This window comes from Spirosoma litoris (assembly GCF_054776755.1).
The window spans coordinates 1-12,618 of sequence record NZ_BAAHBI010000027.1 but is presented as its reverse complement, the minus strand read 5'-3'; the positions used below and the strand labels follow the sequence as shown (position 1 = coordinate 12,618).

The 12,618-nt window shown below is 44.9% G+C and carries 10 protein-coding genes and 3 CRISPR repeat arrays; all 10 genes read left to right on the top strand.

What is annotated here, in order from left to right; translation table 11 throughout:
* Positions 1 to 436 precede the first annotated feature (436 nt).
* Entirely contained in the window at positions 437 to 670 is a 234-nt protein-coding gene (locus tag ACYVGR_RS16700) for a DUF3871 family protein (RefSeq protein ID WP_460958658.1), read from the top strand.
* A 164-nt stretch (positions 671 to 834) separates the two neighbouring features.
* Entirely contained in the window at positions 835 to 2,640 is a 1,806-nt protein-coding gene (locus ACYVGR_RS16695) for a hypothetical protein (protein ID WP_460958656.1), read from the top strand.
* Positions 2,637 to 3,962 carry a hypothetical protein gene (locus ACYVGR_RS16690; protein WP_460958654.1) on the top strand — a complete coding sequence of 442 codons (1,326 nt, stop codon included), beginning with the start codon at positions 2,637 to 2,639 and terminating at the stop codon, positions 3,960 to 3,962. Before ACYVGR_RS16695 ends, ACYVGR_RS16690 begins: the two co-directional genes overlap by 4 nt.
* Positions 3,955 to 5,565, top strand: coding sequence for a type III-B CRISPR-associated protein Cas10/Cmr2 (gene cas10, locus ACYVGR_RS16685; protein ID WP_460958652.1), 1,611 nt, complete (start codon positions 3,955 to 3,957; stop codon positions 5,563 to 5,565). The genes ACYVGR_RS16690 and cas10 overlap by 8 nt, the downstream gene beginning before the upstream one ends.
* A gap of 5 nt (positions 5,566 to 5,570) precedes the next feature.
* Complete coding sequence (locus tag ACYVGR_RS16680) at positions 5,571 to 6,764, top strand: type III-B CRISPR module-associated Cmr3 family protein (protein WP_460958650.1); 1,194 nt, start codon at positions 5,571 to 5,573, stop codon at positions 6,762 to 6,764.
* A gap of 12 nt (positions 6,765 to 6,776) precedes the next feature.
* Positions 6,777 to 7,616 (top strand): type III-B CRISPR module RAMP protein Cmr4, encoded by an 840-nt coding sequence (cmr4, locus tag ACYVGR_RS16675; protein ID WP_460958648.1) that lies wholly within the window; start codon positions 6,777 to 6,779, stop codon positions 7,614 to 7,616.
* A 102-nt stretch (positions 7,617 to 7,718) separates the two neighbouring features.
* Positions 7,719 to 8,466: direct repeats of the CRISPR family, unit length 36 nt; unit sequence ATAGGAGAGCCTAACTGACGGAGAAGAGATTGCGAC.
* 89 nt (positions 8,467 to 8,555) lie between these two features.
* Positions 8,556 to 8,927, top strand: coding sequence for a hypothetical protein (locus ACYVGR_RS16670; RefSeq protein WP_460958646.1), 372 nt, complete (start codon positions 8,556 to 8,558; stop codon positions 8,925 to 8,927).
* Positions 8,928 to 8,939: 12 nt separating this feature from the next.
* Entirely contained in the window at positions 8,940 to 9,809 is an 870-nt protein-coding gene (gene cmr6 / locus ACYVGR_RS16665; RefSeq protein WP_460958644.1) for a type III-B CRISPR module RAMP protein Cmr6, read from the top strand.
* 138 nt (positions 9,810 to 9,947) lie between these two features.
* Positions 9,948 to 10,626: a CRISPR direct-repeat array (repeat unit 36 nt; unit sequence CTAGGAGTATCTGACTGACGGAGAAGAGATTGCGAC).
* Between the two features lie 45 nt (positions 10,627 to 10,671).
* Complete coding sequence (cas1, locus tag ACYVGR_RS16660) at positions 10,672 to 11,664, top strand: CRISPR-associated endonuclease Cas1 (RefSeq protein ID WP_460958642.1); 993 nt, start codon at positions 10,672 to 10,674, stop codon at positions 11,662 to 11,664.
* Positions 11,665 to 11,666: 2 nt separating this feature from the next.
* A complete protein-coding gene (gene cas2 / locus ACYVGR_RS16655; RefSeq protein WP_460958640.1) occupies positions 11,667 to 11,969 on the top strand; it encodes a CRISPR-associated endonuclease Cas2 in 303 nt (100 codons plus the stop codon).
* 94 nt (positions 11,970 to 12,063) lie between these two features.
* Positions 12,064 to 12,527: a CRISPR direct-repeat array (repeat unit 37 nt; unit sequence GTAGGAGTCTGTAGCTGACGGAGAAGAGATTGCGACA).
* Positions 12,528 to 12,618 lie beyond the last annotated feature (91 nt).

The following is a 12,618-nucleotide window of genomic DNA, read 5'->3' as shown; positions in this document are numbered from 1 at the left end:
AACTTGTTGACTCCTACAACATCAAATGAAGGTCTACAATAACATACAAAACAGTTCTACAACAGCCAAGCCACCTTTCTTAAAAAAATCCTAAAATATTTTTTAGGGCCCATTTTTACTTTTTGCCTTCACGAACAGATAATCCCCCCATACCCTCCCCCGGTGCTTTTTTGAAATACCCCTACCCCCGGGCTTTTTCTGTGAACTGGCCTGAGTTAACTCCGGATTAGTTAAACGTTCAAGAGTTAACTAACATGGAATTGGCTTTCCTGATATCCTAGCACAGGATGCCAAAGGCTCTGACGTGCTGGAAAACTACCGCCCGCATAGGGTCAGCACAGTCTAAACCAATATATATGAAGTTACTCAAAGCCAAGCGTTGCCTGTTGATCGCGCCCAGTCATTCTCAATCACATCACTTTACCGCTAATGTCGTATGGACTACAATCCTGTTAAAATCGGCCTGTTTCCTGTCCCGTTTACACCTATCGTAGGAGAGCAATTGTCTTCGCAGGCATTCATAGAAGCCAATAACCTCGTCTCCAGTTTAGACGAGGTGCGGCATCAACACATCATTCCGGTGTTTGTAAAAGACAACGAACCACTCATCAGCCACGTCGACTTCATATACTCCACCTTGGATGCCATAAGTGATGTATTCCGAGGTTAACAAGTGTTATTGCCCTCGGTATGAGTCTCGCATCCCAATAAAGGACCAAAGAAAACCTGCCAGCAGAAACCGGTTAATCAATTTAGGATTAATGAGCCAGTTGAATTGTAATTTTTTATAAATTCCCACCCCTAATTATCCCTTTACGCCACACCTTTTTTAGTATGCACAGTAAGCATGTCTTCCAATTCCCCTTTCGATGGGATGTCAAATATATTGGTAAAGATCTTAGCAAAACACCCTATGGAGAGCGAACCGATTTAGCCGCTTTCCACGAAAAATTGACAACTAAGGACGCTTCTCGCTGGAGTGAGATTGTCGATTTTAAGACTGATACGCCTGAACACTACAATGCTTGGACCTATTTCTACCCGTTCGTTCGTAAAGCAATATTCCCTGATGCCAATTATCGGTCCTACAAACAATATACTTATGAACTTGGTCAGAACGCTACGTATCAGATTACCATTGTAAAAAAAGCTTGGCCACATTTTGACAAAATTGCCTTCGAAAAAACCTTTACTCTGGCACTGAGGTCGGTAACCCTCAACGTATACGATTTAGGCGTTGGCGTACTTAGTTTTTCGCTGGAAAACGACACATACGGCGAACCAGAGGATATTCTACAAATCAACGATTTCGGTCGGCGGTTATACCCCCAGTACATAGGACCTGGGTTTAATTTGCAGTATCCCCAAAATAGTTTCCTGGCCAGCTCAATCCAGCTCCTCAATGAGGATAAGTCGCTAAACATCCAGTCCAATTTTGTTCAGGATTATGCAAACTCTCCCTCTTACTTACCCCCGCATATTCTCCAGCTGTTGGATAGTGGGCTGAAAACGGATTCTGTCTTTTTCGCTGAAAAATTACCTATTGCCAGCGTCGGTATCCGTATTGAGCCAGTTTTGGATGATCGGATGTTCGTGCTTTGTTGGTATGGACGAAATCAGCTTGTTCATGAATTGGCGGTATTGACCAATACCCAATATGACTTGACGAAACAAAAAGATTTCTGGTATCGGTACGTATTTGTTGACACGGATTTAACCTGCCCCGACCCCGTACTAAAAAATACATTGCTGAAACAAACAACGTATACCCGCTGGGCACCCGAAAAAACACTCTTTGGGGTTAGCCGCTATACGTTTGTTATTTTAACTGACGAAGGAGATTTTGCTAGTAGTGTTCTGAGTGTCCACTTAACTAATATTTATACCCGTTTAGCCCTTATCGGCTTAGTACAACGAGCAGCTTTACTTCGCTTTTCAGGTGAGGTTTCTTATGTATCTAGGCGGCTAAAAAATACCACTGAGCTAGCATTTATCAGCGATCAGGTACAAGAGCTTAATCGCAGTTATATTCAGTTTGATAATCGATTCTTTTTTAAGGAAGTCACAGCGCAGGAGCAAGGTATTGAACTGTATGATATGCTCCATGCCCAAATGCGGCTTTTGGAAACAGCCAGTGATGTAAAGCGAGAAATTAGCGAGCTAAACAATTATGTCCAGACCGCCAATAGTGAAACCCAGCGTGTAACACTGGAGCGAGTAAGCCTGTTGGGAGGCCTATTTTTAGTACCTAGTTTTCTGCTCAGTTATCTCGGCTGGGGCATCCTCGATTTCAACCATGTACCTATTAACGGTTGGGAGTTCGGTTTAATTGGTTTTGCCTTTTTTGCCCTCTTCTGTATTGGATATAAGGCCTTTTTTGCCAAACCCAGCGAATTCAAGCCTAATGCATGGATTTTTCGTGTGTTTCTTGCGCTCATAGTTCTGTTGGTTCTTACTCCTGCAATCGGTACACTGCTTGTACCTGAGAAAGTCACACAGACACAACCTGTCATCGACTCTACGGCTACTGAAAAAATTGACAGCCTTCGTAATGAAATCCGCTTGCTTCGACAGTCTATTAAGCAACCCACTGTTAGTACTCCTAAAACCGCCAGTGTCCTTAACAACAAAACCCAATGAAAAACGACGAATTCCACGCCACTTTTACCCTACGGCAGCACACGCCTATGATCCATTTCCAGGCCGACCAGCCAGGAGCACTGCTGCGGGTGAGCGAATTGAAACCGGCTTTTGACAAGTACTTATGGCAGCGAGTTTTCAAGAATAATTTTGAGCAGGGCAAGAGTTTTATTGTCGGCTATACAGAAAAACGAGAAAACGAGTTATTGCATCAGTTCAAGAGAGAAGAACGGCCATTTGATTATAAAATCCACATTTCATGCTCAGGCCCAATTAGAGGCTTTCCCATAAGAAAAGGTCAAAAATATCCATGTTTCTTCGGGAACTTAGGCGAAAACGAACCCATTACTAATGAGCAGCCTGGTAAAAACTGGACGCTATTATTAACTGATAGCGATATTAACGTTAAGATTTTCTGTCTGCACAAAGAGTTAATAATTCTGCTGAAACAGCATTTTCCTATTTTTCTATGCCGCAAAAATTTTGGTACACGGCAATCAAAAGGATTTGGCTCTTTTACTGCAGTAAATGATAACGGGACACTTTTATTACCTGACCTTCCTCCCTCGACAGACAACGCCCGTAATCTGCTAAGTTTTACGGTTCCTGTTAATGGTAAGTTAGAACCAATTGACCAGACTAAAGAAGTTTTTGAACACATCAGCCTTTTCTGGATGTCATTACGGAATGGCATTAAACTACCTAAACCTGTTATTACGGCTGCTTTAGATTCGTATGTCCACAGCAAATGGAAAGCTGATTTCCTGAAAGCACTTAAACCAGATGTTCACAAAGAGTTAATTAGACAATACACTCCGCTGGCTATTGAATGGGATAAGCCTGCCATCAAAAAATACGTAGATGCAGCGAAAGAAGATCAGCAGCATAATCAACCTGCAAAGCAACCTCAAATTTTATTTCGTGATCTATTAGGATTGGCCTCAACAACTAACTGGAAACACCAGCAAGTTACTCTCGAAAAGGATCATAAATCAGGTCAGATTGCACGATTCAAGTCTCCTATTATGTTCAAACCTATTCGGTTAAGCAAAACGGAATTTAATGTTTTTGTTTCTTATGAGCCGATTCCCATTGAATTTTTGAGTCAAAATTTTAAGCTATCAATTAATATCAAAGATAGTCCTACTACGGAATTTTCGACCGCTCCTTATTTCGGCCTATCCGCTTTTTTTCAATACATTAAGGATGTTTACGCACCTAGAATTGAGAAAGATATACAGCGGGAAAACCGGAATCATTCTCCTGTAATCAAGCAAGTTCTTCGCTCACTCAAATTCCATACCCCACCAAAAAATGCCTAACTACCTCGCCTTTACCATCGGGCCGATCTATCAAACGATGGCTGGTGCCCGTTATACCCGCGAGTTGTGGGCATCGAGTTATTTGTTTTCTTACCTGGTAAAGCAAATAACCAGGCGCATCTTACAGAATGAACGTATCCCTGGCAACTTTATCCTTCCTTCTATTCTGGGAGAGCAGACGTCTACCTATGGCGTAGGGATATTTCCAGACCGCTTTATTTTCGAAACCAAAGCGCCAGATCAACTGCCCGAGCTAGAGAAAATCCTTGAAGAGACATTGGTATACCTTGCCACCCAGATGCAACGCACTGCCGGTATTACTGGACCAGTGCTGGCATTTCTTAAAAATTACTTTAAACTCTATGCCTTAGAAATACCCCTTGATCCAGCGACGCAAAACGTTATTCTGACAATTATGCCGCATCTGGATAGTCTGGAGTTGCAACACAACTTCAACTCAACCGATGAGCCGTTTCTCCGCCAGTTGTTCGACCGGGTTACTAAGTCATTTTTGGTGCAGGATGGATTCAGAGAGCAGCAGCACAGTTTCGAAACTATCCTGGAAGTAGCTACCCGAGACTTCAGTCAACTAGGACTTCGGCCCTATGATCGTTTAAAAGAAAAGCGAACAGGGTTTCAGTATAATAAGGCAGAGGCCAATCAAATGACTAGCTTCTCCCAGATTGCTGAAGCAGAAGAACTAGACGAATCAGAATTGGCTTCCGATGAAACCAGCCTGATTAGTTACCTAACGGCTAATTACCGAGCAACCCTCACGCCTACACCGGCTAAAATCTTTCGGCCTGCGCATAAATACATCGCGGTTATACAAGCCGATGGGGATAATGTTGGCAAAGTAATTGCGAACCTGAAACCAGCAGATTATGCGAAATTTTCTACAAAACTAAGCGAATTTGCCCTCAACGCTGTCAAGGAAGTCGTTGCGTTTGGGGGGATGAATATTTATGCAGGCGGGGATGACTTACTGTTCTTTGCCCCCTTATTGTATCAGCAGGAAACCTTGTTTGACCTATTGAGCAGGTTAGATACGCTGTTCACAAAAACCTTTCAAGAGTTTCCTGTAGCCACAGGTGATCCTCATCCAACGCTTTCTTTTGGGGTATCGGTAACCTACTATAAATTTCCATTATACGAAGCTCGTGAAGCTGCTGCCCATCAGCTTTTTGGTGTGGCCAAACACATAGACGGTAAGAATACCATTGCGCTGCGAGTGCAAAAACATAGCGGGCAACCTTTTGGCGGTGCATTTCGACTGAAAAGTGCTTCGTTCGACCAGCTTATGGCCTTGCTTCAGTTTTCCTCGGAAGAAGACGGCCAGATGCTCAGTTCGATCGTTCATAAACTTCATGAGAATCGGAAACTTCTTCAATTAATTGGCCACGACAATAGTGCCTTACAGGCCTTTTTTGATAACAATTTCAACGAAGACATCCATAAAAGTCATACCCGTCTATTTCTTGCGGCTATTGTTAGTTTGCTTAATGCCTGCTTTGCAGAACACGCTAACGCAGCCCTGGCAATGGATGCAGCTTACGCACTCTTACGGACTCATCGCTTTCTAACCTCTACTGAACTCAACTAACACCGATGGCTAGTCTTCCTTATCTGTTCAGGCTGAAGCCCGTAGATACGTTTTTCTTCGGAGGTGAGCGAACCTTTGGCTATGATGGCGAGCGATCGCAGAAAAACGTTACGGCCAATTACTTTGTCGAGTCGAATCGGTATCCACAGCAAACTGCATTGCTGGGTATACTTCGGTATAAATTGCTCGAAGCCAACGGCTGGTTAGCGTCCAAACAAAAATCCATACCACAGGAAGCCATAGACTGGATTGGCAAACGAAGTTTTCAGCACACAGCCGAAACCAATCAAGCGCGTTCATACGGACATATTCATGGCCTATCGCCCTTATTCTGGTTGCACCAGGATAAGCACACGCACCAGGATACGCCTTTCGTAATGGCCCCCAAAGATCAGGGGATGGCTCTGGAATGGAGAACTCAGTCGGTTTCTTCATTGGTGGGACAAGGTGTTCGTCAACAAATACCACATGTAGTAAGTGGTTATGATCCGAAGATAGGGTTGAAACGACAACTGATCGATGCTAAAAATAATTTATGCCCGCTGGATTATGATGAAAAGACTGCGGCACAAAGCCCATACAAATCTCAGATACAGGAGGGGATACTAAAAACTGATCAACGCGCCGAAGACGATCAGGGATTTTACAAACAGACCTACTACCGCTTTGCTAATAAGAACTGGTCGTTTGCGTTCATTGCCTACCTAGCTAAGGAAGCAGCAGCCAAACTATCGGATCATTTACTGACCAATTGCTGGGCTACGTTAGGGGGCGAAGGTCGTCCATTTCGGCTAACCATGTCGCCTGCTGGTAATGTAGTTGATTTTTTTGCCTTGCCCAATCGCCCTGCTATAGACGGACGTCTTCGGCTGACCCTGCTGAGTGATGCGTTTGTAACCAATGAAATTTATAAAGAATGCGACTTTGCCATTACGGAAACCGTTGATTTTCGCCCAATCGAGTCTAGCGTAACCGTGAAAAACTACGCCAATCTCAACCGTTCGGCCAAAGGTGATGTGACGAGTCCGCAGAAAGCAAAAAAATATCAGTTACTCGAACGGGGGTCTGTATTGTATACAACTGCCGACCAGATGCCAGCCTTATGTAAGGCACTTGAAAAACCCATCCACTTCTGCCAGATTGGTTATAACGCGTACCACCTGACCGGACAATCCGCAACCTTATTTCAACCTGCTTAACCCTTTCGACCCATGCCTGCACAAACCTGCGACTGGTATTTACTCCAATGCCTAACCCACCTCCATGCCGGACGGGGCGATACAAATTATGATATTGTGGACAAGGAGGTCCAGCGTGACCCTATCGAGAATTTACCCGTAATCCAGGCGTCGAGTTTGAAAGGCGCTTTTCGGGAGTGGTTTAAACACCAGGAAGGCATTGACGACACCGTTGTCAACACAATTTTTGGGAACGATTCGAAACGAAATGGTAATCAGGAATTAAAACAGGGCTCTCATCAGTTTTTCGAAGCCCGATTATTAGCGCTTCCCGTGCGCAGTAGTCATTTGCCTTATTTTCTGGCGACTTCTAAAGAAGTCCTGATCGACTGTTTCGACCAGCTATCATTATTTGGAATTCCATATACCCCTGCGGCTGATTTACTGACAGCCCTCAAGGCACTGGCCCCGCAACCAGACGAGCCAATAGCTCTAACTCCGCAGACATTTGCAGGCGATCTTTATCTGGATGAATACAAGGCCAAATCGGTCGTTAATGAAACCGTACGGCAAGCCCTGAAAACAGTTTTAGGCTATGAGCATATTGCCCTCTTTGATCATACTACGCTGAAAGAGGTAGCCGAACGTTTACCGGTCATTGCCCGTAACAACCTTGAAAATGGCCGGAGTGTAAATCTCTGGTATGAAGAAATCGTCCCTCGTCAGAGCCGTTTTTCGCTGTTTGTACGCCATCCAGATACCGAAACAGCATTCGACCAAGCCCTTTCGACGGCTAATGGCCGGGTGCAAATTGGTGCCAATGCAACTATTGGTTACGGCCAATGTATGCTTCGCAGAGTGATAACAACTTAACGTATATACCCCGTTCAAACCATATGCATAAAAACGCCATTTCGGGCCAGCAAAAAATGACCCATACCGCGCTCGTATACAGCAACTTATCTCCACCTTGCTATAGGAGAGCCTAACTGACGGAGAAGAGATTGCGACACGTTCATCCCTTTGGCTACGATCACAATTTTTCGTTATAGGAGAGCCTAACTGACGGAGAAGAGATTGCGACATCAATCCACTTTTCGCCCGAACTGAATTCCCACATAGGAGAGCCTAACTGACGGAGAAGAGATTGCGACAGCGTAATGTTTTTCAATTGAGCCTGCACATTAGCGAAATAGGAGAGCCTAACTGACGGAGAAGAGATTGCGACGCGAACCGCACTACCTTTGTGAGTAACGATCCATGATAGGAGAGCCTAACTGACGGAGAAGAGATTGCGACAGCAATCCACTTTTCGCCCGAACTGAATTCCCACATAGGAGAGCCTAACTGACGGAGAAGAGATTGCGACATTTGTCATTGTAATCAAGCACTGTCACATCGGTATAGGAGAGCCTAACTGACGGAGAAGAGATTGCGACATGTGATTGTCTTGAAAGGATTCTGATTCTTGTCGTATAGGAGAGCCTAACTGACGGAGAAGAGATTGCGACACTGATCGCGGTAAATGAGGGAGTTGAATTCATATAGGAGAGCCTAACTGACGGAGAAGAGATTGCGACATGCTGCTTGCAAACAGGGATAGAAGTCCCACGATATAGGAGAGCCTAACTGGCGGAGAAGAGATTGCGACATAAATGCCGATAGTGTGAAATAACCATCCGGTCGTATAGGGGGGCCTAACTGACGGAGAAGAGATTGCGACCCATCGTCGACTACACGCTTGACTCCAGGTAATAATGTTGGGTAATAGTAGCAGACTAACGGAGAAGAGATTCATTAACCTGATAAATTATGACTGCTGTTGAGAAGTATTTAGAACCTGCACGAACCTATATCCAAAAACATTTTCTAATTAATGGGAAAGTTCCGGGTGTTTACAATGGCTATATATCTTCCTTTGGCGTCGATGTTCGGCAGTCGGGAGTATTGCCAGCCTTAGTGTTGTATTTGAACACAGGCGACGGAGCTGAAGGAAATCGATCACTGGTTGTCGAAGCCATTGCCTATTTACTTGACCCTCAAGGAATAGGTGACCTGAAAGCATTTGTCGATGAGACGTTCCGCCTTAAGAATAAGCGTCGGAAAGAGGTAATGAATGCTGCTGTGGCCCTAAAAATGGCCTTGCGAACCTTTCCCATGGATAAAGAAAAAATGAACCAATAACCCCATTGGGCTATGCCTGCACCTGTAAACCTACACTGGAAATACTTTTACGACTACTTCCGCTCCCAGGCTCCTCTCCCTACCGAACGGGGTAAAGCACCTGAAAAGCCCTGGTATACCTTTACCGGGCTGGATACCCATAAAGCCGAGTTATTGGCCATTCGCGCCAATCAGTATCGGGATGCACTGAACTCCCTGCTAGTTGGCCCCAGCTCGGGTCGATTCAGTCTGAAAACTACCTATCCCGGTTTATTGGTTGGCAGTGGCTATCGGCACGAAACGGGGAGTAAGGATGAACTTAAACTAGGCTTTTCGTTCGATTATACAACGGGACTACCCATCATACCCGGATCATCTGTGAAGGGCTTACTCAGGAGTGCATTCCCTGGTAATCCCGACAGGAATCAATTGCATCATCGGGCAAAAGCGTTTATTCAATATCTTCTACAATCGAGCGTTGGGTTAACTGCTGAGCAGAGTGCAGACATAAAAATAGAGGCCTTAGAATCTGAGGTCTTCGGTCACCTCAAAGATGAGGAGCGCTCTAAGGAAAACATACCCCTATCGGAAGGAGATATTTTCTACGATGCACTTATCGGCATAGATATGAGGGGAGTTGCTCATGCTGGTCAGTTGTTCGGCGATGATTTTATTACGCCCCACCGTAACCGGAAGAATCCCCGCATGAGTCCATTTACCAATCCAATCCCGATACAGTTCCTGAAAATAATGCCCGAGGTACCCATTACATTTCAATTTGACCTACGGGGAACCAAAGCGGGCCTTACTCCTGAGCAGCGTAAGATTTTGTTCAGCGCTATCATTGGCGAGCTGGGTGTCGGCGCCAAAACACGCGTAGGTTACGGTCGATTGGTTGACTAAAAACAATGGAGTACTTGAGAAAAGATTACAATTAATCCTATATACCCTGTTTTACTCAAATGCATAAAAACGGCCTTTCAGACCAGCAAAAAATAGTATGTATTACGCTCGTATACAATGACTTATCACCACCTTGCTCTAGGAGTATCTGACTGACGGAGAAGAGATTGCGACATCCTTCTCCATCGCCACCAAAGCGATCCTGCCGACTAGGAGTATCTGACTGACGGAGAAGAGATTGCGACAAAACTGAATCCGTACCTGCTACACCGTGCTTTGCTAGGAGTATCTGACTGACGGAGAAGAGATTGCGACACTAACTCAAAATTGTAGTCGTCATGCTGAAGACTTCTAGGAGTATCTGACTGACGGAGAAGAGATTGCGACACGACAGCCGCTACAGCTTGTACAATTTTTCCACCTAGGAGTATCTGACTGACGGAGAAGAGATTGCGACGGATCTATGGAACACGATTTTATCATATGTCCAAAAGCTAGGAGTATCTGACTGACGGAGAAGAGATTGCGACGGTGCTTCAACGATGCGTGGTATGCCTGTCAGAATCTAGGAGTATCTGACTGACGGAGAAGAGATTGCGACGGAGATGTCGAAAATGTTGCCGGAGTTACCGTCAGTCTAGGAGTATCTGACTGACGGAGAAGAGATTGCGACATGGCGCCTGGAAGTGCCAGTGGAATGTACACGACAGCTAGGAGTATCTGACTGACGGAGAAGAGATTGCGACTCAAATAAGTTTGTACTTAAATCTACTGCCATTATCTAGGAGTATCTGACTGACGGAGAAGAGACGGCTCGACGCCCTGAAATTGAAAACCATTTGTATCATCAATACTCAGCCCAATGCAACTTTTACTTGACACAAGAGGACTTGTCGTGAAATTGCGAAACCGCTGTTTTATGATCCGGCATGAGAATACTGAGCGAATTATATCGCCTTTCAAAGTCAGTAGTATCGCCGTAACACAGGGTTGCCTGATAAGCTCAGGAGCTATCCAACTGGCTGCCAAACATCAGATACCTATTTACTTTTTCGATACCATCGGCGATGTACAGGCATCGTTACAAAGTCCGCGATTTGGTACGATTGCCACCATCCGGCGGCATCAGGTATATTTTTCTGATAGTGCAGTTGCTACAGGCTGGATTGCAGAAGTTTTTGCCCTTAAGAATCAGCAACAGACAGAAGTGCTTCGGTACCTGCTTAATCGACGACCATCTGCAAGTGAGCCAATTGAACAGGCCATTAGTCAGATCACGACAACAAAGCCTTTATTATCGCCCGATCAATTGACATGTCCCATATCTGCACTCCGGCAGGAGTTATTAGGTAAAGAAGGCAGTCAGGCTCGGGCATATTGGCAGGCGGTTGCGGCTGCTCTTCCCAACACATTAACCTTTGAGTCAAGAAGCCGACGGCCTGCCGTTGATTCCTTCAATGCGGCCCTGAATTATCTATACGGAATGCTTTATACGTCCGTCGAAAATGCGCTCCTAGCGGCTGGACTTGACCCCTATCTGGGTCTATTTCATGTAGATGAATACAATGCCCCAACTCTGGCCTTTGATCTAATTGAACCCTTTCGCCCCTGGGCAGATAGATTCCTACTGGATTTATGCTTAGACAATATGTGGCAAGCCGATTTTACGGATCGAAAGCCGGATGGAGGAGTTTGTTTGAATCGAATTGGCAAGCGATTCTTAATCCCTCGCTGGAACGAATACGTAAACGGCATGGAGCCTTTCCATCAGTATCAAACATCCCGAAAAAATAGTATCTATCGGTATGCCAATGAGTTACGCCATAAGGTAGAATCGTTTGCTTTGCCTTTCTAACTATGTTATATTTAGCTAGTTATGATATTGAAGATGACAAGTTACGCTTGAAATTAGCGAACTGCTTACTGGCCTATGGGCTGGAACGCTTACAGCGTTCGGTGTTCTTGGGTAGTCTGGATGATTCACGTCAACAGCAGTTAGTAAAGGAAGTAGAACGGTGGCTAGCTTCGGCCAATCTGAGTACCACTCAGTTCATGTTGATGCCTCTGGCAGAAGCCTATGCCCGTAAAGCGTATTGGTTAGGCGAAGAACCGCCTGACTGGTCATATCATTGTAATCAGACGTTAACCCTCATCTTATAACCCTTTTTAAAGCAAATGCATAAAAACGGCCTTTCGGGCCAGCAAGAAACACTATACAATGTACTGATATACAACAAATTGACCCTACCTTGCTGTAGGAGTCTGTAGCTGACGGAGAAGAGATTGCGACACTCGGTATTTGATGAGGACGTAATTCACTACGAGTAGGAGTCTGTAGCTGACGGAGAAGAGATTGCGACATAAAATTGGCAAATACCTTCTGAGTTCGGCTCAGTAGGAGTCTGTAGCTGACGGAGAAGAGATTGCGACTTTGATGAACTTGCGGTCACAAGAACAAAAAATTAGTAGGAGTCTGTAGCTGACGGAGAAGAGATTGCGACATCTACGCTTTTGATGGCGATCACAACTAAACCAATGGTAGGAGTCTGTAGCTGACGGAGAAGAGATTGCGACAGACTAGATCAAATCCTGGTTGCTGGGCTAACGAGGGTAGGAGTCTGTAGCTGACGGAGAAGAGATTGCGACAGGAGCGAGCCCTTCAACGTTTTTCATGAAAAACGGTAGGAGTCTGTAGCTGACGGAGAAGAGATTGCGACACATTAACTTTGAATTTTTCAGCTAGGTCGGCTGGGGTGGTCCTATTTAGCCGGACACTTCACTTTTGAGAGTTTGATAAAACAGTTTGGTA

Bases quoted from the DNA above. Each gene is read 5' to 3' on its own strand.
- ACYVGR_RS16700 (WP_460958658.1), top strand. From the start codon at position 437: ATGGACTACAATCCTGTTAAAATCGGCCTGTTTCCTGTCCCGTTTACA.
- ACYVGR_RS16695 (WP_460958656.1), top strand. From the start codon at position 835: ATGCACAGTAAGCATGTCTTCCAATTCCCCTTTCGATGGGATGTCAAA.
- ACYVGR_RS16690 (WP_460958654.1), top strand. From the start codon at position 2,637: ATGAAAAACGACGAATTCCACGCCACTTTTACCCTACGGCAGCACACG.
- cas10 (WP_460958652.1), top strand. From the start codon at position 3,955: ATGCCTAACTACCTCGCCTTTACCATCGGGCCGATCTATCAAACGATG.
- ACYVGR_RS16680 (WP_460958650.1), top strand. From the start codon at position 5,571: ATGGCTAGTCTTCCTTATCTGTTCAGGCTGAAGCCCGTAGATACGTTT.
- cmr4 (WP_460958648.1), top strand. From the start codon at position 6,777: ATGCCTGCACAAACCTGCGACTGGTATTTACTCCAATGCCTAACCCAC.
- ACYVGR_RS16670 (WP_460958646.1), top strand. From the start codon at position 8,556: ATGACTGCTGTTGAGAAGTATTTAGAACCTGCACGAACCTATATCCAA.
- cmr6 (WP_460958644.1), top strand. From the start codon at position 8,940: ATGCCTGCACCTGTAAACCTACACTGGAAATACTTTTACGACTACTTC.
- cas1 (WP_460958642.1), top strand. From the start codon at position 10,672: ATGCAACTTTTACTTGACACAAGAGGACTTGTCGTGAAATTGCGAAAC.
- cas2 (WP_460958640.1), top strand. From the start codon at position 11,667: ATGTTATATTTAGCTAGTTATGATATTGAAGATGACAAGTTACGCTTG.